Origin of the sequence: Bifidobacterium sp. ESL0690, assembly GCF_029392315.1 — a bacterium.
Taxonomy (GTDB): Bacteria; Actinomycetota; Actinomycetes; order Actinomycetales; family Bifidobacteriaceae; genus Bifidobacterium.
On the sequence record NZ_CP113939.1, the window covers coordinates 628,941 to 649,838 of the forward strand.

Annotated in this window: 30 protein-coding genes and 1 pseudogene; 30 read left to right on the top strand and 1 reads right to left on the bottom strand. The window is 56.9% G+C overall.

Annotated elements, in window-relative coordinates; translation table 11 throughout:
- Nucleotides 1-255: 255 nt before the first annotated feature.
- Both OZX62_RS02400 and OZX62_RS02405 read left to right on the top strand, forming a co-directional pair.
- Entirely contained in the window at nt 256-1,260 is a 1,005-nt protein-coding gene (locus tag OZX62_RS02400) for a zinc-dependent alcohol dehydrogenase family protein (RefSeq protein ID WP_277176450.1), read from the top strand.
- Between the two features lie 63 nt (nt 1,261-1,323).
- On the top strand, nt 1,324-1,710 hold the full coding sequence (locus OZX62_RS02405) for a VOC family protein (RefSeq protein ID WP_277177003.1): 387 nt from the start codon (nt 1,324-1,326) through the stop codon (nt 1,708-1,710).
- Nucleotides 1,711-1,931: 221 nt separating this feature from the next.
- Here OZX62_RS02405 and OZX62_RS02410 read toward each other — a convergent pair whose 3' ends face one another.
- The gene (locus OZX62_RS02410) at nt 1,932-3,062 is read right to left on the bottom strand and encodes an ROK family transcriptional regulator (RefSeq protein ID WP_277176451.1); all 1,131 of its coding nucleotides are present in this window, start codon (nt 3,060-3,062) and stop codon (nt 1,932-1,934) included.
- A 424-nt stretch (nt 3,063-3,486) separates the two neighbouring features.
- Between OZX62_RS02410 and adhE the strand changes: the two genes are divergently transcribed.
- The 28 genes and pseudogenes from adhE to rpsM all read left to right on the top strand — a co-directional run bounded on the left by adhE (nt 3,487) and on the right by rpsM (nt 20,809).
- Nucleotides 3,487-6,186: a bifunctional acetaldehyde-CoA/alcohol dehydrogenase gene (gene adhE, locus OZX62_RS02415; protein WP_277177004.1), complete on the top strand. Its 2,700-nt coding sequence runs from the start codon at nt 3,487-3,489 to the stop codon at nt 6,184-6,186.
- A 178-nt stretch (nt 6,187-6,364) separates the two neighbouring features.
- Complete coding sequence (locus OZX62_RS02420) at nt 6,365-7,282, top strand: glycosyltransferase family A protein (protein WP_348519300.1); 918 nt, start codon at nt 6,365-6,367, stop codon at nt 7,280-7,282.
- Nucleotides 7,283-7,532: 250 nt separating this feature from the next.
- Complete coding sequence (rpsJ, locus tag OZX62_RS02425; RefSeq protein ID WP_277143821.1) at nt 7,533-7,841, top strand: 30S ribosomal protein S10; 309 nt, start codon at nt 7,533-7,535, stop codon at nt 7,839-7,841.
- Between the two features lie 14 nt (nt 7,842-7,855).
- A complete protein-coding gene (gene rplC / locus OZX62_RS02430) occupies nt 7,856-8,509 on the top strand; it encodes a 50S ribosomal protein L3 (RefSeq protein ID WP_277176452.1) in 654 nt (217 codons plus the stop codon).
- 6 nt (nt 8,510-8,515) lie between these two features.
- Entirely contained in the window at nt 8,516-9,175 is a 660-nt protein-coding gene (rplD, locus tag OZX62_RS02435) for a 50S ribosomal protein L4 (RefSeq protein ID WP_277176453.1), read from the top strand.
- A gap of 5 nt (nt 9,176-9,180) precedes the next feature.
- Nucleotides 9,181-9,477, top strand: coding sequence for a 50S ribosomal protein L23 (gene rplW, locus OZX62_RS02440; protein WP_277158815.1), 297 nt, complete (start codon nt 9,181-9,183; stop codon nt 9,475-9,477).
- A 35-nt stretch (nt 9,478-9,512) separates the two neighbouring features.
- Nucleotides 9,513-10,343 (top strand): 50S ribosomal protein L2, encoded by an 831-nt coding sequence (rplB, locus tag OZX62_RS02445; protein WP_277158816.1) that lies wholly within the window; start codon nt 9,513-9,515, stop codon nt 10,341-10,343.
- Nucleotides 10,344-10,357: 14 nt separating this feature from the next.
- On the top strand, nt 10,358-10,636 hold the full coding sequence (gene rpsS / locus OZX62_RS02450) for a 30S ribosomal protein S19 (RefSeq protein WP_091847714.1): 279 nt from the start codon (nt 10,358-10,360) through the stop codon (nt 10,634-10,636).
- Nucleotides 10,637-10,651: 15 nt separating this feature from the next.
- Nucleotides 10,652-11,011, top strand: coding sequence for a 50S ribosomal protein L22 (rplV, locus tag OZX62_RS02455; RefSeq protein WP_277143833.1), 360 nt, complete (start codon nt 10,652-10,654; stop codon nt 11,009-11,011).
- 2 nt (nt 11,012-11,013) lie between these two features.
- Nucleotides 11,014-11,853: a 30S ribosomal protein S3 gene (rpsC, locus tag OZX62_RS02460; RefSeq protein WP_277158817.1), complete on the top strand. Its 840-nt coding sequence runs from the start codon at nt 11,014-11,016 to the stop codon at nt 11,851-11,853.
- Between the two features lie 6 nt (nt 11,854-11,859).
- Nucleotides 11,860-12,279 carry a 50S ribosomal protein L16 gene (gene rplP / locus OZX62_RS02465; protein WP_277143838.1) on the top strand — a complete coding sequence of 140 codons (420 nt, stop codon included), beginning with the start codon at nt 11,860-11,862 and terminating at the stop codon, nt 12,277-12,279.
- Entirely contained in the window at nt 12,279-12,536 is a 258-nt protein-coding gene (gene rpmC, locus OZX62_RS02470; protein ID WP_277158818.1) for a 50S ribosomal protein L29, read from the top strand. The genes rplP and rpmC overlap by 1 nt, the downstream gene beginning before the upstream one ends.
- A gap of 2 nt (nt 12,537-12,538) precedes the next feature.
- Nucleotides 12,539-12,805 (top strand): 30S ribosomal protein S17, encoded by a 267-nt coding sequence (rpsQ, locus tag OZX62_RS02475; RefSeq protein WP_277143842.1) that lies wholly within the window; start codon nt 12,539-12,541, stop codon nt 12,803-12,805.
- Nucleotides 12,806-12,876: 71 nt separating this feature from the next.
- Complete coding sequence (gene rplN / locus OZX62_RS02480; RefSeq protein WP_091847708.1) at nt 12,877-13,245, top strand: 50S ribosomal protein L14; 369 nt, start codon at nt 12,877-12,879, stop codon at nt 13,243-13,245.
- A 1-nt stretch (nt 13,246) separates the two neighbouring features.
- Complete coding sequence (rplX, locus tag OZX62_RS02485; protein ID WP_277143846.1) at nt 13,247-13,582, top strand: 50S ribosomal protein L24; 336 nt, start codon at nt 13,247-13,249, stop codon at nt 13,580-13,582.
- A complete protein-coding gene (rplE, locus tag OZX62_RS02490; protein WP_277176454.1) occupies nt 13,579-14,151 on the top strand; it encodes a 50S ribosomal protein L5 in 573 nt (190 codons plus the stop codon). The genes rplX and rplE overlap by 4 nt, the downstream gene beginning before the upstream one ends.
- Before the next feature lies 1 nt (nt 14,152).
- Nucleotides 14,153-14,338 (top strand): type Z 30S ribosomal protein S14, encoded by a 186-nt coding sequence (locus OZX62_RS02495; protein ID WP_277143851.1) that lies wholly within the window; start codon nt 14,153-14,155, stop codon nt 14,336-14,338.
- A gap of 88 nt (nt 14,339-14,426) precedes the next feature.
- The gene (gene rpsH / locus OZX62_RS02500) at nt 14,427-14,825 is read left to right on the top strand and encodes a 30S ribosomal protein S8 (protein WP_277148871.1); all 399 of its coding nucleotides are present in this window, start codon (nt 14,427-14,429) and stop codon (nt 14,823-14,825) included.
- A gap of 16 nt (nt 14,826-14,841) precedes the next feature.
- A complete protein-coding gene (gene rplF, locus OZX62_RS02505) occupies nt 14,842-15,381 on the top strand; it encodes a 50S ribosomal protein L6 (protein ID WP_277176455.1) in 540 nt (179 codons plus the stop codon).
- A gap of 1 nt (nt 15,382) precedes the next feature.
- A complete protein-coding gene (rplR, locus tag OZX62_RS02510; RefSeq protein ID WP_277162563.1) occupies nt 15,383-15,754 on the top strand; it encodes a 50S ribosomal protein L18 in 372 nt (123 codons plus the stop codon).
- Complete coding sequence (gene rpsE, locus OZX62_RS02515; protein ID WP_277176456.1) at nt 15,751-16,509, top strand: 30S ribosomal protein S5; 759 nt, start codon at nt 15,751-15,753, stop codon at nt 16,507-16,509. The genes rplR and rpsE overlap by 4 nt, the downstream gene beginning before the upstream one ends.
- Nucleotides 16,509-16,688, top strand: a complete 180-nt coding sequence (gene rpmD, locus OZX62_RS02520) for a 50S ribosomal protein L30 (RefSeq protein WP_277146295.1) — start codon at nt 16,509-16,511, stop codon at nt 16,686-16,688. The genes rpsE and rpmD overlap by 1 nt, the downstream gene beginning before the upstream one ends.
- A gap of 1 nt (nt 16,689) precedes the next feature.
- The gene (gene rplO, locus OZX62_RS02525; RefSeq protein WP_277176457.1) at nt 16,690-17,151 is read left to right on the top strand and encodes a 50S ribosomal protein L15; all 462 of its coding nucleotides are present in this window, start codon (nt 16,690-16,692) and stop codon (nt 17,149-17,151) included.
- A 237-nt stretch (nt 17,152-17,388) separates the two neighbouring features.
- Nucleotides 17,389-18,720 (top strand): annotated as a pseudogene (secY, locus tag OZX62_RS02530) (preprotein translocase subunit SecY); the annotation flags it as partial.
- Nucleotides 18,721-19,130: 410 nt separating this feature from the next.
- A complete protein-coding gene (locus tag OZX62_RS02535; RefSeq protein ID WP_277143867.1) occupies nt 19,131-19,691 on the top strand; it encodes an adenylate kinase in 561 nt (186 codons plus the stop codon).
- 260 nt (nt 19,692-19,951) lie between these two features.
- Nucleotides 19,952-20,170 (top strand): translation initiation factor IF-1, encoded by a 219-nt coding sequence (gene infA / locus OZX62_RS02540; protein WP_003808114.1) that lies wholly within the window; start codon nt 19,952-19,954, stop codon nt 20,168-20,170.
- A gap of 21 nt (nt 20,171-20,191) precedes the next feature.
- Nucleotides 20,192-20,305 (top strand): 50S ribosomal protein L36, encoded by a 114-nt coding sequence (gene rpmJ / locus OZX62_RS02545; protein ID WP_043164480.1) that lies wholly within the window; start codon nt 20,192-20,194, stop codon nt 20,303-20,305.
- A gap of 126 nt (nt 20,306-20,431) precedes the next feature.
- Nucleotides 20,432-20,809, top strand: a complete 378-nt coding sequence (gene rpsM / locus OZX62_RS02550; protein WP_277143870.1) for a 30S ribosomal protein S13 — start codon at nt 20,432-20,434, stop codon at nt 20,807-20,809.
- The last annotated feature ends 89 nt before the right edge of the window (nt 20,810-20,898 follow it).

The following is a 20,898-nucleotide window of genomic DNA, read 5'->3' on the forward strand; positions in this document are numbered from 1 at the left end:
AAGCTGTTTACAAAATCCCTCCCAGCCAAATGGTTATGGAGGGATTTTTCATATCTTGAGCCCGCGATTGCGGAGTGCGATAGTGCTGTAAACAGACAAATGCAAAACTTCTATAAAATAGATTTGCATAACTGGTTTACAAGAGTTATAGTGACCTTGTTGCGACACCAAGCCGATGTCGACTTTCGTTGAGAATCAGCGCAGAACTCAGTGGCAGCGGTCGCAAACCAACAATCAAACGTGAAAGGAATAGCGATGAAGGCTCTTGTGTTAACCGGCGTGAAGCAATTCGAAATCGAGGATCGGCCAACTCCCGAGCTCAAGGCCGGCGAAGTATTGATCAATACTGCATATGCAGGCGTGTGCGGCACCGACCACGATCTCTACGCAGGCCGTCCCGGTTCGGCTTCAGCAGTGCCGCCGATCGTGCTGGGTCACGAGAATTCCGGCGTGGTCGAGGCGATCGGCGAGGGTGTCACCAACGTCAAGCCCGGCGACCGCGTGGCCGTCGACCCGAACATCTACTGCGGCCAGTGCGAATACTGCCTGACCCAGCGCCCCGAACTCTGTGACTCCCTGAGTGCCGTCGGCGTCACCCGTGACGGCGGCCTAGAAGAGCAGTTCACCGCCCCCGCAACGGTCGTCTATAAGCTGCCGGACAGTGTGAGCCTCAAGGATGCTGCGACCATTGAGCCGATTTCCTGTGCGGTGCACGGTGTGGATCTGCTCGACGTCCATCCTTACCAGAAAGCACTGGTGATTGGCGACGGCTTCATGGGCCAGCTTTTCGTGCAGGTTCTTCAGGCCTACGGTGTCCATCAGGTCGATCTTGCAGGGCTTTTCGACGAAAAGCTCGAGCTCAACCAACGCCTGTTTAATGTCAAGAACATCTACAACACCAACAATGTCGCGATTCCGGAGAACGAATACGACATCGTCGTGGAGGCCGTCGGCCTGCCGCAAACGCAGCATACCGCGGTTCTGGCCACCAAGAAGGGCGCGCAGGTCCTGATGTTCGGCGTGGGTCCTCAGGAAGCAAGCTTCGAGATGAATACGTATGATATCTACAAGAAGCAGCTGACCATCCAGGGATCCTTCATCAACCCGCTGACGTTCAAGAGCGCCATCAGCCTGCTGGAAAGCGGCAAGGTGAACGTCGACCCGCTGATCAGCCACGAATTTGCGCTTGAAGACGTGCAGGACTTCCTCGACGGCAAGATTGAAGGCGTTTCGAAGGCCGTCGCCAAGGTAGGCAAGTAAATTCGGCGTTAACGTCTGACCTGAATAGTTCAGCAAGTTTACAAAGGAGTTCATATGAAGCCAATGTCTGATTTCACCACGGATTTCCAGCATTCCGGCATGCCCGCCAAGGACCTGGACGAGACCATCGAGTTCTACACCAAGAAGCTCGGTTTCGAGCTGGCTGGCCTCTTCCCGAATGGGAAGAACCGTTGCGCGTTCCTGCGTTACGGCCATCTGACCATCGAGACTTGGGAAGGCGACCCGGTGGCGATGAAGGACGGCGCCATCAACCATTGGGCGCTGGATACGCCGGACATTGAGGCCGCGTTCGAGAATGCGAAGGCGCTCGGACTCGAGCTGAAGGACAAGGAGATTCAGTCCATCCCGACATTCTGGAATAACGGTATTCGTTACTTCAATATTTATGGCCCGAACCGCGAGACCATCGAGTTCTGCCAGATCGTCTGACATTATTCGCTGCCCGCGTCCGTTGTGATGGATTACGGACTTTAGCGACGGTAAGCACGAATTTTATATGCTTACCGTCGCGCTTTTTATTGAGGGTGCAGGATTAGAAGCACTGGATTGGAAGCGCCGCATTGAAAATGAGAGCATTGTGTCCCAAGTGCCGGATCGGAGATGCTGCGTTGGAAATGCCGGTTTGTGCTTGCCCGGAAGTGCCAGAACTTCTATTTGCAAATGCTCTGCACATACGGGGCGATGTAATGTAGCGCCGCGCCGACGATTTCCTGGTTCTGCCCGCAGATGCTTTTACGAATCTGGTACATGTCGGATTGGAAGGCATTGAGATCGTCACATTTGGCCTTGAGCCTCTCGAAATCCTGCTGTTCAAGATATTGCGTCACTGCACCGCCGACGATGATGTCGCAGGCCAGGACGTTGCGCACATTGTTGATGGTCTGCGCCAGATAGCCGAGCCAGGAATCGAAGCGCTCGCAGGCTTTTTCGTTTCCGTTTCGGACATTTTCAAAGAACTCGTCCAAACTTTGCCCGCTGTCCCCACTCAGAAATTCGGTGGAGCAGTAAGGGTCCATACAGCCTTTGTTGCCGCAGTAGCAAGGCAGCCCGCCGGGCACCAGCGTCATATGCTCGATGGTGCCGTTGCGCCGGTTTGGTCCGAGGCTGATGGTTCCGTCGACGATGATGGCACCGCCCGGTCGCCGTCCCAGGTAAAGGCATATCGCGTCGTGAATCGTTTTGTCGAACCACAGCTCGGCCGAAGCCGAGGCCATGGAATCGTGAATCAGCGCGCATTTCAGCCCGGTTGCCGCTTCGAGCGCCTTGAGTTCAAGGCCGGTATCGTTCATGATGTTGCCGTAGATGACCTCGCTGCCGTCCTCCGAGATAAGACCCTTGATGGCGAAGGCCGCGCCGAGGACGTGTGATCCCTTGCTTTCCAGATCGGAGGCGAACCGGGATATTTTTTGGCCGAGATCGGAAACAAATCGAGAATCAGCCGAGAAAGTGATGTCGTAGTGTTCTTCGGCGATGACGCCGCCCTTGAGGTCCACCGCGCAAAGCGTCACCCCGTTGCTTGCGGTTCCCACGCCGATGGCGCAACACGTCTGTGGTTGGAAAACGTAGGTGCGCGCCCTGCGTCCGCCCGTCGAATCGAGGGTCTCACCTTTGGCGATCAGTCTGTTCTGTTCAAGAAAGCGAAGATTCTGGCTGATGGTTGGAAGGCTCAGCCCGAGCGTTTGCTGCAGATCTTGCTTGGTCACGCCGCTGTGTGTATAGATATGTGCCGTCACTGCGTGCAGATTCTGCGCTTTGATTGACGCTGTGGTTGCTTTCGGCATGGCCGCCTCCTCTTACGCTAATCATACATTTGACAATGAAATTGACAGAAGTGGGGAGTGCAGGCATAGTCCTTCTTTGTTACTACAACCCGCTTTCCGGTAGTTTCGTTAACGTTAACGGAAATTCTTTATATACCACTTGTGATGTGAGGTTTTGTGCGATTGAACACAACGGAACCGTTTTACTTACAAAAAGTAAGCAGATTTGTTCGCTTATGTCACCCGAAACAAACATAAAATCCACGGTAAAGCCTCAAGCTAAAACAAAAAGCCAAACGTAGTGTTGACCCGTTATATTGTGACTTGAATCACATTGCAGCAGCGATGTGTGATGCGAACATGACTGCGAATAGAAAGGGGAGTCATGACTTCACAACCTAAGAACGCCGGAACTCCACTCACAACGAAAGCTTCAACGAAAGCCATGAAAACCGAAACAAATGAAAAGCCGGACGTCAAGCGCGAGGTGGACCAGCTGGTCGCCCGTGGCGTCGAGGCGCTAAACCAATTCGAAAAACTCAACCAGGAGCAGGTCGACCGCATCGTTGCCAAGGCCTCGGTCGCCGCGCTCAACAAGCACTTGGTACTGGCCGATATGGCTGTGCGTGAGACCGGCCGTGGCCTGGTGGAAGACAAGGCCACCAAGAACATCTTCGCCTGCGAGCATGTCACCCATTACCTTGCCGGTCAGAAGACAGTCGGCATTATTCGCGAGGACGATGTGATGGGCATTGACGAAGTGGCGGAGCCCGTGGGTGTCGTTGCCGGTGTCACCCCGGTCACCAATCCGACCTCTACCGCCATCTTCAAGTCGCTGATTGCGTTGAAGACCCGTTGCCCGATTGTCTTCGGTTTCCACCCGTTCGCCCAGAAATGCTCGGTTGAGGCCGCACGCATCGTGCGTGACGCTGCGGTCGCGGCCGGCGCTCCCAAAGATTGCATCCAATGGATCGAACATCCTTCGGTCGAAGCCACGGGCGCGTTGATGACCCATCCCGACGTTGCCACGATCCTTGCCACCGGCGGCCCTGGCATGGTCAAGGCCGCATATTCCTCCGGCAAGCCCGCTCTCGGCGTGGGTGCCGGCAATGCCCCTGCCTACATCGACGAGAATGTCGACGTCAAGCGTGTGGCCAACGACCTGGTGCTCTCCAAGCACTTCGATTACGGCATGATCTGCGCCACCGAACAGGGCATCATCGCTCATACCGACGTCTACGACCGCCTCGCCGACGAACTGAAGCGCCGAAAGGCCTACTTCGTCAACGCCGATGAAAAGGCCAAACTCGAGCAGTACATGTTCGGTTGCACCGCCTATTCCGGCGGCAAGCCGAAGCTCAACTCCGTGGTTCCCGGCAAGTCTCCGCAGTATATTGCGCGTGAAGCCGGCTTCACCGTCCCCGATGACGCGACGATTCTGGTCGCCGAGTGCAAGGAAGTGGGGGAGCAGGAGCCGCTGACGCTCGAGAAGCTTTGCCCTGTCCACGCCATGATGCGTTTCGAGACCGAGGAGCAGGGCTTCGAGATGTGCGAAGGCATGCTCAAATTCGGCGCCGGCCACACCGCCGTCATCCATTCCGACGATGAGGATCTTGTGAAGCGCTACGGTTTGCGCATGCACGCCTGCCGCATCGTCTGGAACCAGCCTTCCGCTCTCGGCGGTATCGGCGACATCTACAACGCCATCGCCCCGTCCCTGACGCTCGGCTGCGGCTCGTACGGCGGCAATTCCGTCTCTGGCAACGTTCAGGCCGTCAATCTTCTGAATATCAAGCGCATCGCTCGAAGGAACAACAATATGCAATGGTTCAAAGTTCCGCCGAAGACCTATTTCGAGCCGAATGCCATCCGTTATCTGCGCGATATGTACAATATCCGCCGCGTGGTCATCGTCTGCGACAAGGTCATGGAGCAGCTCGGCGTGGTCGACAAGGTTATAGACCAGCTGCGCAGCCGCCCCGAGCCTGTCACGTTCCGTACCATCGATTACATCGAGCCGGAGCCGTCGGTTGAGACCGTTGAGCGTGGCGCGGCCATGATGCGTGACGAATTCCGCCCCGACACCATCATAGCGGTGGGCGGTGGTTCGCCGATGGACGCGGCGAAGATCATGTGGCTCTTGTACGAACACCCGGAAATCTCCTTCGACGACGTGCGCGAGAAGTTCTTTGACATCCGCAAGCGCGCCTTCCGCATCCCGCCGCTGGGAAGCAAGGCCAAGTTGGTTTGCATCCCCACCTCTTCCGGCACCGGTTCCGAGGTCACACCGTTCGCCGTGATCACCGACCACAAGACCGGCTACAAGTACCCGATCACCGATTACGCGCTGACCCCGTCCGTTGCCATCGTCGACCCGGTCCTGGCCCGCACCCAGCCGAAGACGCTGGCCAGCAACACCGGCTTCGACGCGCTGACACACTGCATGGAATCCTACGTTTCCGTCTATTCCAACGATTTCACCGATGGCATGGCCCTTCACGCCGCCAAGCTCATCTGGGACAACCTCGAGACCTCGGTTTGCGCCGAGCCCGGTGAGATCAAGAAGCAGGCGCAGGAAAAGATGCACAACGCCGCCACGATGGCCGGCATGGCTTTCGGTTCCGCATTCCTGGGAATGTGCCACGGCATGGCCCACACCATCGGCGCGCTGTGCGACGTCGCCCACGGCCACACTAACGCGATTCTTTTGCCCTATGTCATTCGCTACAACGGATCAATCCCGCAGGAACCGACGAGCTGGCCGAAATACGACAAGTATGTTGCGCCGGAGCGCTATCAGGAATTCGCCCGCGTGCTCGGCATCGACCCGGGCAAGAGCCCCGAGGAAGGCGTGGAGAACCTTGCGCTCGCGGTGGAGGATTACCGCGATAACAAGCTTCACATGGATTCCAGCTTCCAGCAGTGCGGCGTCGATGAGACCTATTTCTGGAGCATTCTCGACCAGATCGGCATGCGTGCCTACGAGGATCAGTGCACTCCCGCGAACCCGCGTATCCCGCAGATCGAGGATATGAAGGACATCGCCATCGGCGCCTACTACGGTATCTCCCAGGCCGAGGGTCACGCCCGTCGTCTCGAGCGCGAGGCGAGTGAGGTTGACGAAGTAGTGGTAGTGGAGAAGTAGCCTCGTCACACGGTAACAACGTTCCCGCTGATATTTGGTTTAGTGCCAAGTTCAGCGGGAATTTCTATTTTTGACTGCGATGATTATCGTCTATTTCGGCCTCTATCGAAACGTTCTGTAGGGCGGCACAGACCAAACGATGCTTGAGCGCTTTCAGACGAATATATAGAATATAACCATGAACGGTATGGCCAGCGACATAACAGTTGTAATCACCTGTTTCAATCAGGCCTCCACGATTCGGCAGAGCGTCGAATCTGCGTGCGCACAAACGTATGCCCCGGCTCTTGTCATCGTGGTCGATGATGCATCCGACGATATTGCTACGAAAGAAACACTGAGTGCAGTGGAGAAGAAGCCTGCCGTTGAAGTCATCACGCGCTTAAGCAACGGCGGTGTGAGTGCTGCCCGCAATACCGGTCTCAGCCGTGTCACCACACCGTTTGTGGTCATGCTTGACGGCGATGATTTGCTGGAACCGGATTATATCGAAGCTACCCGGGCCGAATTGATGGCAGATGAACAGATTTTTGCCGCTTCGTCATGGATGAAGACTTTTGGCATCTTAAACGCGACAGTAAAGCCGACCGGCGGCAATATGTTACCTTTCCTGTGCCGTAATTGCGCTCCGGCCACATGTATGTTCTGTGTTTCTGCTCTACGGCAAAGCGGCGGTTACGACGAAAGCATGCAAAAGGGGTTCGAGGACTGGGATTGCTGCCTGTCGTTGTTCGAGACGTTCGGTGCCGATAATCTTCAATCTCGCGTTTCGATAGTCCAAAAGCCTTTGATCCGTTATCGCACTGCTCCCGCTTCGTCGAATATCGTCAGTATGAATTCACGTTTGGATTTGCTGCGCTATTTGATTGGCAAACATCGCGATTTGTATTCGAAGCATCTTGAAGACGCGATTTTAGGCTTTGAGAAAACAAGTATCGATCGTCTGGCCTTATTCGAAGCGACTGTCAAAAATAATCCGCAAATAATCGAAAACTGTGATGCTGCGACGTCGTTTATGGACTCACCGACATTCGGTGATGGGGGTATGGCTGCCGCTGTGAGAATCGAGAGCAAAATCGCTCGGGAAAATCACTGAAATGTCAATAATGGCAACGACACGCCCGAATTTTTCTAGTAGCCCCCGAATGCTTTAATAGAACAGTTGCCTGTTTTGGGCTCGCAAATTGTAAGAAAAAGAGCGAGTGCAGCCCGGTGCCGTCCTCTCGAAGGCGCTGTAGTGCTGCACACTGATGTGGTTAGACCACGGGATTCTCCCGGGGGTCTTACGCGCCGGTGTCCTTAAATGGGTTGGTAATGTCAACAATCGCTAGAAAGGGCGGACGGCAATGGCGGGACAGAAAATCCGCATCAGGCTTAAGTCCTATGACCATGAGGTCATCGACCAATCGGCGAAGAAAATCGTCGAGACGGTCACGAACGCGGGTGCCACTGTGGTGGGCCCGGTTCCTCTGCCTACTGAGAAGAACGTCTTTGTGGTAATTCGTTCTCCTCATAAATACAAGGATTCTCGCGAGCAATTCGAGATGCGCACTCATAAGCGCCTCATCGACATCGTGGACCCGACCCCTAAGGCCGTGGATTCATTGATGCATATCGATTTGCCTGCGGATGTCAATATCGAGATCAAGCTTTAAAGGAGGGGAGAAGCATGTCGTTGCAGAAAGCAAATCGTTCTGCGCTGCTGGGCCGCAAGCTCGGTATGTCGCAGGTTTGGGACGAACAAGGTTTCTTCGTTCCCGTGACGCTTGTAGACGTGTCCACCAACGTGGTCACCTGCGTCAAGACCGAAGAGAGCGACGGCTACAAGGCCGTTCAGCTCGGCTACGGTCAGATTGATCCTACTAAGGTGACCAAGCCCATGGCTGGTCATTTCGCGAAGGCGGGCGTCACCCCGCGTCGTCATCTGGTCGAGGTCCGCACGGACAACGTCGACGAGTTCAAGCCCGGTCAGGAACTGACCGCCGACTTGTTCGCCGACGGCTCCGTCGTGGACGTCACCGGTACGACCAAGGGCAAGGGCTTCGCCGGAACCATCAAGCGTTGGGGCTTCAAGTCCTATCGTCGTACTCACGGCTCTCACAAGAACGAGCGTCGCCCCGGCTCTGTCGGTGCTTGCGCTACGCCGAGCCGTATTTTGAAGGGCAAGCGTATGGCCGGTCGTATGGGCCATGTCACTTCCACCGTGCAGAACCTTGAGGTCGTTTCCTCCGATACGGAGAACGGCGTCATCGCCATCAAGGGCGCTCTTCCAGGGCCCAAGGGCGGCATCGTTCTGCTTCGTTCGGCTGTGAAGGGAGCCTGATAAACCATGGCAAAAGTAACACTCAATGTCACCGACGCCAAGGGCAAGTCCGCTGGCACCGTTGAGGCGCCGGTCGAGATTTTCGGCATCTCCAATGAAGAGGTCGAGGCTCACGTTCCGCTGATTCACCAGGTGGTCGTCGCTCAGCTCGCCGCAGCCCGTCAGGGCACGCATGCGGTCAAGAGCCGTGGCGATGTCTCCGGTGGCGGCAAGAAGCCGTGGAAGCAGAAGGGCACCGGTCGCGCTCGTCAGGGCTCGATCCGCGCTCCTCAGTGGGTTCACGGTGGTATCGCTCACGGCCCAGTGCCGCGCGATTACTCGCAGCGCACTCCCAAGAAGATGAAGGCCGGCGCACTGCGCTATGTGCTTTCCAACCGTGCGAACGCCGGTCGCGTCGCCGTCGTCGACTTTGGCATCAAGGACACTCCGTCCACCAAGGCCGCGCTGGCAGCGCTCACCCCGGTAAGCCAGAACGAGTTCACCACTGTCGTGCTTTCGCGCGACAACGTCAACGAGTGGCTTTCCGTTCGCAACATCCCGACGGTGCATGTGCTCTTCGCAGATCAGCTCAACACCTACGATGTGGTTACCGCTCAGTATGTCGTTTTCAGCAAGGAAGGCTTCGATGCCTTCGTCGCTGCCAAGACTGAGCCCAAGGAGGCCTGAACGATATGGTAGCTATTCACAATCCCGCCCACGATGTCATCATCAAGCCGGTAGTCTCCGAAAAGAGCTATGCCGCCGGTGACCGTGGTCAGTACACTTTCGTGGTCGCTCCTGATGCCAACAAGGTTCAGATCAAGCAGGCCGTCGAAGAAATCTTCAATGTCAAGGTGACGAACGTCAACACCCTCAACCGCGCCGGCAAGCGCCAGCGTACTCGTACCGGTTTCGGTCAGCGTGCCAATCAGAAGCGCGCGATCGTCACGGTCGCCGAGGGCCAGTCGATCGACATCTTCGGCAACTGAAGCAATAGCCGAAAAAGTCAAAGGAAGAACTAATTATGGCTATCCGCGTTTATAAGCCGACGACTCCGGGCCGCCGCAACGCGTCTGTGTCGGATTTCTCCGACCTCACGCGCTCCACGCCTGAAAAGTCGCTGGTACGCAAACTCAACAGCACCGGCGGTCGTAACTCTTACGGCCGTGTGACTTCCCGCCATCGCGGCGGTGGCCACAAGCGCCAGTACCGTCTCATCGATTTCAAGCGTTGGGACAAGGACGGCGTTCCTGCCAAGGTTGCTGAGATCGAATATGATCCGAACCGCTCCGCTCGTATCGCCCTCCTGCACTATGCAGATGGCGAGAAGCGCTACATCGTAGCGCCGAAGGGCATCAAGCAAGGTGACGTCATCGAGACCGGCGAAAATGCCGATATCAAGCCCGGCAACAATTTGCCGCTGCGCAATATCCCCACCGGTACGATTGTCCACGCCATTGAGCTCCGTCCTCTGGGCGGCGCCAAGATTGCGCGTTCCGCTGGTGCAGGCGTTCAGCTTGTCGCCAAGGACGGCGCTTACGCCCAGCTGCGTATGCCGTCCGGAGAAATCCGCAACGTCGACGCACGCTGCCGCGCAACCGTCGGTGAGGTCGGCAACTCCGATCACGCCAACGTGCAGCTCGGCAAGGCCGGTCGCGCCCGCTGGATGGGCAAGCGCCCGATCACCCGTGGTGAGTCCATGAACCCGGTCGACCACCCGCATGGTGGTACCACTCGCGGTGGTAAGCCGCCAGTGTCGCCGTGGGGCAAGGGCGAAGTTCGTACTCGCCGTCCGAAGAAGGCTTCGAACAAGATGATTGTTCGTCGTCGTCCCAATGGCAAGAACCGTAAGTAAGGAGCGTCGAATAGATGTCACGTAGCATCAAGAAGGGCCCCTTCGTCGACGCCCATTTACAGAAGAAAGTCGACGAACAGAACGAGAAGGGCACGAAGAACGTCATCAAGACGTGGTCGCGCCGTTCGATGATCACTCCGGACTTCATCGGTCACACCTTCGCTGTGCATGATGGTCGCAAGCATGTCCCGGTCTTCGTGACCGAGTCCATGGTTGGCCACAAGCTCGGTGAATTCGCACCGACGAAGACCTTCCGTGGTCACGTACATGACGACAAAAAAGCTCGCCGCTAAAGGAAGAGAAAGATTATGGAAGCTAAAGCAATCGCACGTCACGTCCGTGTGACGCCGCGCAAGGCTCGCCGCATGGTCGACCTCATCCGAGGCAAAAAAGTGAGCGAAGCCGTCACCATCCTGAAATTCGCCCCGCAGGACGCCTCTGAGCCAGTGCTCAAGGTACTGCAGAGCGCCACCGCGAACGCACGCGTCAAGGCCGACAAGGCCGGCGAGGCGTTCCGTGAGAACGACCTGTATGTGAAAGAGACCTATGTGGACGAAGGCGTGACGCTCAAGCGTTTCCGTGCTCGTGCACAGGGCCGCGCCGGACGCATCAACAAGCGCACCAGCCACATCACCGTCGTTGTCGCCAGCAAGGAAGGAGCCCGCTAAAGATGGGTCAGAAGATCAATCCGTTAGGCTACCGCCTGGGTATCACTGAAGACCACCGTTCGAAGTGGTTCTCCGATTCCAACAAGCCTGGTGAGCGTTACAGCGACTTCGTCCTTGAGGACGACAAGATTCGCAAGGCCATGAACAAGGACCTCGAGCGTGCAGGCGTGTCCCGCATCATCATCGAGCGCACCCGTGACCGTGTGCGTGTGGACATCCACACCGCCCGCCCGGGTATTGTCATCGGCCGTCGTGGAGCAGAGGCCGAACGTGTTCGTGCCAAGCTCGAGAAGATCACGGGCAAGCAGGTTCAGCTCAACATCTTCGAAGTCAAGAACGCCGCTCTGGACGCCCAGCTTGTCGCTCAGTCCATCGCCGAGCAGCTGACCAACCGCGTCACGTTCCGTCGTGCCATGCGCAAGGCTCAGCAGGACGCGATGCGCGCTGGCGCCAAGGGTATCCGCATCAAGCTCTCCGGCCGCCTTGGAGGCGCCGAGATGAGCCGTTCCGAGTTCTATCGTGAGGGTCGCGTTCCGCTGCAGACCCTTCGCGCTCTGATTGATTACGGCTTCTTCGAAGCCCGTACGACCTATGGCCGTATCGGTGTGAAGGTCTGGATCTACAAGGGCGACATGACCGAACGTCAGTTCGATGAGCAGCAGGCCCAGCAGGACAACAACCGTGGACGCCGTGGCGGCGATCGTCGCCCGCGTCGTGGTGGACGTCCCTCCGGTGCTCGTGGTTCCAAGCCGGCAGAAGCCAAGGCCCCGCAGGCCGAAGCCGCTGCCGCAGCCGAACCCGCAGCAGCCGCAGCACCTGCCGCCTCGGAAGCAAAGGAGTGAGCAGATATGCTTATCCCAAAGAGGACTAAGTACCGTAAACAGCAGCGTCCGAAGCGTCGCGGCATGTCCAAGGGCGGCAATGAGATCGCGTTCGGCGATTATGGCATTCAGGCTCTGGCCCCTGCCTACATCTCCAACCGTCAGATCGAGGCTGCTCGTATCGCCATGACCCGCTACATCAAGCGTGGCGGTCGTGTGTGGATCACGATCTTCCCGGATCGTCCTTTGACCAAGCACGCGCTCGGAAGCCGAATGGGTTCCGGCAAGGGCACCCCGGAGTCCTGGATCGCCAATGTGCATCCTGGACGCGTGATGTTCGAAATCGGCGGTGTCGACGAGGCAACTGCGAAGGAAGCCCTTCGCCGCGCCATCGACAAGCTGCCGATGAAGTGCCGCATTATCGCACGTGAAGGCGGTGACATCTGATGTCAGTCGGAACTGAAGACTACACCATCAAGAATCTCAACGAGAAGACCAATGGCGAGATCGAAGGCTTCCTCAAGAAGTCCAAGGAAGAGCTCTTCAACCTGCGCTTCCAGAACGCCACCGGTCAGCTTGACAACTCTGCTAGGCTCAAGGCCGTGAAGCACGACATCGCCAGGATGTACACCGTCCTGCGTGAACGTGAACTCGGCATCAGCCAGGAGCCTGAGTCGGGCGACACGAAGACTGAGGAGAAGTAAGCATGGCTGAAAAGCAAGAGCGCAACTTCCGCAAGACTCGTAGCGGTTACGTCGTGTCCGACGCAATGGACAAGACCATCACCGTCGAGCTCGAGCAGCGTTCGACCCACCCCCTGTACGGCAAGGTCGTCCGCTCCACTCGCAAGGTCAAGGTTCATGACGAGCACAACGACGCCCACAACGGCGATTTCGTGCGTATCATGGAAACCCGGCCTTTGAGCAAGACCAAGCGTTGGCGTCTCGACTCCATCGTCGAACGCGCCAAGTAACAAGTTCGGCAAGGCTCCGCTGCTCACCTTTACGGGTGGCAGGGGAGAACCAGCGCGGCTAAGGAGAATCAATGATTCAGCAGGAAACGCGGCTTCATGTCGCCGACAACACGGGTGCCAAGGAGATCTTGGCCATCCGAGTGCTCGGCGGATCGAAGCGACGCTATGCCGGCATCGGCGACGTGATCGTCGCCTCCGTCAAGGACGCGATCCCTGGCGGGTCGGTCAAGAAGGGCGATGTGGTCAAGGCCGTCGTCGTCCGTACGGTAAAAGAGCATCGTCGTAAAGACGGCTCATACATCAAGTTCGACGAGAACGCTGCGGTTATTCTTGGCTCTGGCCATGAACCCAAGGGCACTCGTATCTTCGGACCGGTCGGACGTGAACTGCGCGACAAGCGCTTCATGAAGATCGTGTCCCTCGCCCCGGAGGTGATCTGAGATGGTAGCCAAGATCAAGACCGGCGACCAGGTCAAGGTCATCCGCGGCAAGGATCGCGGCAAGGAAGGCAAAGTCACCAAGGTGCTTGCCAACGACCGTTTGATCGTCGAGGGTGTTCAGATCGTCAAGAAGCATGTGCGCGCCACCCAGCAGGGTCAGCAGTCCGGCATCGTCTCCGTTGAGGCGCCGATCCATCGCTCCAATGTGATGGTCATCGACCCGGAGACCAAGGAACCGACTCGCGTTGGCGTCAAGGTCACGACCAAGGCCCAGGACGGCAAGGTCAAGACCGTGCGCACCCGCATCGCCAAGAAATCAGGAAAGGAGCTGGCATGACCGATACGTCAGTCGAAGCGCCGGCAACACCGCGCCTGAAGCAGCAGTACATCGACAAGATCGTGCCTGAGCTCGAGAAGGAATTCAAGTATTCCAACCCGATGCAGGTCGCCAAGGTCAAGAAGGTCGTCGTCTCCATGGGCGTCGGCGCTGCGGCCCGCGACTCCAAGCTCATCGAAGGCGCCGTCAAGGATTTGACTGCCATCACCGGTCAGAAGCCGAAGATCACCAAGGCCAAGAAGTCCGTTGCGCAGTTCCATCTGCGTGAAGGCCAGGCCATCGGTGCATACGTGACGCTTCGCGGCGACCGCATGTGGGAGTTCCTCGACAGGCTGCTCGTTCTTGCTTTGCCGCGTATCCGCGATTTCCGCGGCATCAGCGACAAGCAATTCGATGGCCAGGGCAACTACAACTTCGGTCTCACCGAGCAGTCCATGTTCCACGAGATCGATCCGGACGCGATTGATCATCAGCGTGGTATGGATATCACCGTGGTGACCAGCACCAAGGATGACAAGGAAGCTCGAGCACTGCTCAAGCACCTTGGCTTCCCCTTCAAGGAGAACTGAAATGGCAAAAACCGCTCTTAGAAACAAGGCTGCTGCCAAACCAAAGTTCAAGGTGCGCGCCTATACGCGCTGCCAGGTTTGCGGCCGTCCCCACTCCGTATATCGCAAGTTCGGCCTGTGCCGCATCTGCCTTCGCGAGAAGGCTCATCGTGGCGAGCTGCCCGGAGTTACGAAGTCCAGTTGGTAAACATCGACGCTGAAGGTCCTCGGCCGGGGCAGGTTCTAGTTACCTGCTCCGGCGGAGGAAACCACGGCGAGAAAGGGCGTTAGCCCACATGACAATGACAGATCCAATCGCAGACATGCTTACGCGTCTGCGTAATGCGAGTGCGGCGAAGCATGAGACCGTTTCGATGCCGTACTCCAAGTTCAAGGCGGCGATCGCCGAGATCCTCAAGCGCGAAGGCTATATCAAGGACTTCACCGCTACGGATGCTCGCGTCGGCCAGAACCTTGAGATCACGCTGAAGTACGGTCCCAATGGCGAGCGTGCCATTCAGGGCATCAAGCGCATCTCGAAGCCCGGCCTGCGTCGCTATGCAAAGTCGGACGCACTGCCGATGCCGCTCGGTGGCATGGGTGTCGCGATCATTTCGACCAGTGCAGGATTGTTGACCCAGAAAGATTGCCTCGACCGGGGCATCGGCGGCGAGATCGTCGCCTTCGTTTGGTGAGGAAGGAGAGCTAAACATGGCATCACATATTGGTAAGCTCCCCGTCACCATTCCGGCAGGCGTGGAAGTAAAGATCGACGGACAGAACTTCAGCGTCAAAGGCGCCAAGGGTTCTGATTCCTACACTATTCCCGACGGCATCACCGCTCGCGTCGAAGACAACACCATTTACTTCGACCCGGCCGATGACCAGCTGCAGACCCGTGCAGACCACGGTCTGGCCCGTTCCATCGTTGCTTCGATGGTTCAGGGTGTCCACGAAGGTTTCACCAAGACGCTGGACATCGTCGGCACCGGTTACCGTGCGCAGATGAAGGGCAAGGGCATTGAGTTCTCGCTCGGCTATTCGCACACCATCACCGTCAACCCGCCCGAAGGCATCACCTTCGAGCTGCCGAACGCCAATCAGGTGATCGTCAAGGGTATTGACAAGCAGGCGGTCGGTCAGGCCGCGGCCAATATCCGCGCACTTCGCAAGCCGGAACCCTACAAGGGCAAGGGCATCAAGTACTCCGACGAACACATCCTGCGCAAGGCTGGAAAGGCTGGTAAGTGATATGACAGTCAAGATTTTCGGTAAAGGCAAGAAAGTCGCAAGGCTTCGTCGTCACGCTCGTCTGCGCAAGCACATCAGCGGCACCGCAGAGCGTCCACGTCTCGTCGTCACTCGTTCGAACCGTCACATGGTCGCGCAGATCGTTGACGATACCAAGGGCATCACTTTGGTCAGCGAGTCCACCATCACCCATGATTTCGATGGGTTCAAGGGCACCAAGACCGAAGCCGCACAGAAGGTCGGCGAGCTGATTGCCAAGAAGGCCAAGGACGCGGGCATCGATTCCGTCGTCTTCGACCGTGGTGGCAACAAGTATCATGGTCGCGTCGCAGCCGTTGCTGAAGGCGCCCGTCAGGGAGGTCTTGCACTGTGAGCGACAACGAAAAGGAAACCCAAGTGACTGAAGAAAATCAGAACACGCAGGCGTCCAACGACAACAAGCAAGGTCAGCGCAACGACGATCGTCGCGGTTCACGCCGTGGCGGACGCGGTGAAGGCCGTCGAGGAGAGCGTCGCGGTGAACGCCGTGGCCGTCGCGAGGAAAATCGTGGCGACGAGCTGCTCGATCGCGTCGTGACCATCAACCGCGTTTCCAAGACCCGTAAGGGTGGTCGTAGCATGAGCTTCGCCGCTCTCGTGGTGGTCGGAGACGGCAACGGCACCGTCGGTGTTGGCTATGGCAAGTCCCGTGAGGTTCCTGCCGCCATCGCCAAGGGTCAGCTTGACGCCAAGAAGCACATGTTCACCGTTCCGCGCGTTCGCGGCACTGTGACCCACCCGGTCATCGGCCATGACGCAGCAGGCACCGTTCTGCTTCGTCCTGCCGCTCCCGGCACCGGTGTAATCGCCGGCGGTGCTGTCCGCGCCGTCATGGAGTGCGCCGGCATCTCCGATATTCTCACCAAGTCCATGGGCAGCGCCACCGCGGTCAACGTGGTTCGTGCCACCGTGGATGCCCTGAAGCAGCTCGAGGAGCCGGAAGAGATCGCGGCACGCCGTGGCTTGACCGTTGAGGAAGTCGCTCCCGACACCCTGCTCCGCGCTCGTGCCGAAGGCATCGCCGAAGCCCGCAAGGCTCGCGAGGACGCCAAGGCCGAAGCCGAACAAGCCAAGGATGGTGAAGAGTAATGGCAGATCTGAAGATTACACTTACCAAAGGTCTGGTCAACCGCAAGCCCGCCCAGCGCGACACTGTTCGCACACTCGGCCTGCACAAGATCGGTCAGACGGTTGTCCGTGAGGACACTCCTGCAACCCGCGGTCTGATCAATGCGGTTCGCCACTTGGTCACGGTTGAGGAGGCCTGATATGGCAAAGCAAGAAGAAAACACGATTTTGCAGATGCACGATCTGCATCCTGCGCCGGGTTCCAAGAAGAACCGCATCCGCGTGGGCCGTGGTGAAGGTTCCAAGGGTAAGACCTCGGGACGTGGCGCCAAGGGCACGTTGAAGCGTTATCAGGTTCGTCCTGGCTTCGAAGGTGGCCAGCTGCCTCTGTACATGCGCCTGCCGAAGCTTCGCGGCTTTAAGAGCCCCTTCAAGAAGGAATTCCAGGTCGTCAACGTCTCCGCTCTTTCCGAGCTGTTCCCGAAGGGTGGAGAGGTCAGCGTTGAGGACTTGGTCAAGGCCGGTGCGGTTCGCGCCGGATACCCTGTCAAGGTCCTGGGCGACGGTGAGACCAAGGTCGCGTTCACGCTCAAGGGCGTGAAGGCTTCCAAGTCCGCCAAGGCCAAGATCGAGGCTGCAGGCGGCTCCATTTCCGAAGAGTAATTCGGATGTCTTTGCGTTGTGGAGTTTAGTCTCCATATACGTTATATCTGGTCCTCCTTGCAATCAGCGGGGAGGACCACTTTATTAGCTGCGACAAGACGTAAAACGATAGATTAATATTTATCGATAGATTTAGTCGTTCAGTGAGTGGCGTTTGGTAGACGCTTGACGCTAAGATTATCGTTTAGTGTGTTTGCATCGGTACATCAGGTGTGCCGAATAGGGAAGGAAATCCAGGTGAGGACGTTAATCCAGGCCCTGAAGACGAAGGAACTTCGCCATAAGATCCTCTTCGTGCTCGGCATCATTGTCATCTACCGCATCGGTTCGTTCATACCGACTCCGGGAGTGGACTACAAGGTGGTTCAGCAGTGTGTCGGCACCATGAAGACGGCACAGGAGAACTTCGTGGGGTTGGTCAACCTCTTCTCCGGCGGCGCCATGCTGCAGCTTTCAATCTTTGCTTTGGGCGTGATGCCATACATTACGGCGTCCATCGTCATCCAGCTGCTGCGCGTGGTCATTCCGCGTTTCGCGGCATTGCACAAGGAAGGTCAGTCCGGCGAGACCAAGCTGACGCAGTATACGCGTTATCTCACCATCGGCCTTGCCATTTTGCAGTCCACCACAATTCTGGTCACCGCCCGTTCCGGTGCACTGTTCAACTATCAGTGCGGTCAGGTCGTTCCTGACGGTTCCGTTTGGAACCTCGTGGTCATGGTGCTGATCATGACCGGCGGCACCGGCCTGATTATGTGGATGGCCGAATTGATTACCGACAAGGGCATCGGCCAAGGTATGTCGGTCTTGATCTTCATGTCCATCTGCTCCGGCTTCCTTCCGCAGCTTTGGCAGATTGGCTGGGGCACCAACGGCAAGAACGGCAACTGGGAGTACTTCGGCATCGTCGTCGCTGTTCTCGTCGTCATTCTTATCTTTGTCGACTTCGTCGAGCTTGCTCAGCGCCGCATCCCGGTGCAGTACACGCGTCGTATGATCGGCCGCAAGATGTATGGTGGCTCCTCCACCTACCTTCCGCTCAAGATCAATATGTCTGGCGTTATCCCGCCGATCTTCGCCTCCTCGATTCTGGCGATTCCGACATTGATCGCACAGTTCGGCAAGTCCGACCAGAAGTGGGTCAAGTGGATTAACACCAACCTGGCCAACACGACCTCGATCTGGTACATCGCACTTTACGCCGTCATGATCGTATTCTTCTGCTTCTTCTACACGTCGATCACCTTCGACCCGGATGAGACGGCAGACAATATGAAGCAGTACGGTGGCTTTATTCCCGGCATTCGCGCCGGCAGCGCCACCAGCCGTTATCTGAGCTATGTGATGAACAGGCTCAACACGGTCGGCGCCATTTACCTGCTCTTCGTTGCGTTGATTCCGACCATGCTTATCATGATGCTGAAGCTTAACAACAGGCTTCCGTTCGGTGGCACGACCATCCTGATTATCGCAGGCGTCGGCCTCGACACCTTGCGCCAGGCCAAGGCTCAGACCGAACAGTTCCAGTACACTGGCTTCCTACTTGAAGATACTGATCACGTTGAGGGTGAGGACGTCAAGACGGCCAAGAAGACCAAGAAGTCCGCAACCGCCGTTGTCGAAAGCGTGGAAACCGTCAGCGAGGATACTCAATCCGAAGCAACCGAGAATGACTCCGATAAGAGCGAGGAAACCGTGGATACCGCGGTGGCCGAGAACACTGAGACCGCAGAAGCAAAGAACACCGACTCCACCGATTCAGCCACGCAAAGTGACGAATCGAAGGAAGAGGATTCTGCAGCTGACGAGAAGGTTTCTGACGACTCTGACGACGACAACGATACCGACGATAAATCCGAGTGACCATATTCGCTCGAATTGTTGATAACAGGTTTAGAAAATAATGAATGATGCTCATCTGTTCTTAGAAGCGGGTGGGCATCATTTGCTACATACACAACCAAGAAAGTAGAAGCAACATGCGTCTTTTGATTATGGGCCCGCAAGGAGTGGGCAAGGGAACCCAGGCCAAGCTGATTGCCGAGCACTACGGCATTCCGCACATCTCCACCGGTGACATCTTCCGTTACAACATGAAGAACAACACCCCGCTGGGCCAGGAGGCCAAGAGCTACACCGACAAGGGTCAGCTTGTTCCCGATGAACTGACCAACAAGATCGTCAAGGACCGCTTGGCCATGGACGATGCCAAGAACGGTTGGATTCTTGACGGCTACCCGCGCAACGCGGCCCAGGTCGAGGCACTCGACAAGATGCTTGAAGAACTCGGCACCCCGCTCGACAAGGTTGTGGCGCTTGATGCCGACCGCGACATCCTGATGAAGCGCATCGCCAAGCGTGCCGCTGAAGAAGGCCGTGCCGACGACAACGCCGAAGCCATCGCCCAGCGCCTCAAGACTTATGACGAAGAGACAGCTCCGCTGCTTGACACCTATAAGTCCCGTGGCTGCTTGGTGCCAATCGACGGTGAAGGCGATATCGACGATATCTCCAAGACCATTTTCGATGCCTTGGACTGATGCCGTCATCGCGTTATGACCAATCGGATTGCTTCTCATCGTGGGTAAGTGACGAGAAGTGAAAAGCTTGATTTTTGTCTTTAAAGTGGTAGGCGAGCGAAGTACCGGTTAGCTAACGCAGGAATGACGCTTTACCACAAGAAGGGATTGAATGCAACACGCCGTGTCGCACTTGGTCCCTCCTTTTGTTATAGTAAGAAGTTGGTGTGTTTTCGGATGCGCCATAAATGTAATATCAGCCAAAGAACGGAATGAGGCTCATGGCTAAAGACGGTGTGATTGAAGTCGAAGGTCAGGTAGTGGAAGCACTGCCGAACGCGATGTTTCGCGTCGAACTTGAAAACAAGCACATCGTGCTGGCCACTATCTCGGGCAAGATGCGCAAGAATTATATCCGCATCCTCCCGCAGGACCGTGTGGTCCTCGAAATGAGCCCTTACGACCTGAACCGCGGCCGTATTACGTACCGTTATAAGTAAAGGTACAAGAAAAGGAAAACCATGAAGGTCAGCCCTAGTGTGAAGAGGATCTGCGAGAATTGCCGCGTGATCCGTCGTCACGGTCGCGTCATGGTGATCTGCTCCAACCCGCGCCACAAGCAGCGTCAAGGCTGAGCGGAAAACCTCCGACCAGAAAACAGGTATTGAGTCGCAGCGTTTAGCTGAACCTCGGGTACGTAGGCCCGAGCCGGGAAACCGGGTGACTTGGTACAAACCTACGGAAACATAGAAGGAATCGCAATGGCACGTCTTGCCGGAGTCGACATCCCCAATGAGAAGCGCATCGAGATTGCCCTCACCTATATCTTTGGTGTCGGCCGTACTCGCGCGAAGGAAACGCTTGCCGCAACCGGTGTGAATCCGGATACCCGCGTCAAGGATCTGAGCGACGAGCAGCTTATTACGCTGCGTGACTATCTTGAGGCCAACTACAAGATTGAAGGCGATCTGCGTCGTGAAGTCGATGCGGATATTCGTCGCAAGATTCAGATCAACTGCTATCAGGGCCAGCGCCATCGCCATGGTCTGCCTGTGCGCGGTCAGCGCACCAAGACCAACGCCCGTACCCGCAAGGGTCCGAAGCGTACCGTCGCTGGAAAGAAAAAGGCCGTCAAGTAAGGCCTAAGCAGTTATGAAGAGGGACGGGGCGTCGCTTGTATTTTGCAGCGTTCCAGGCTCTTCGTGACGTTTGGAATCATTCGTATTTA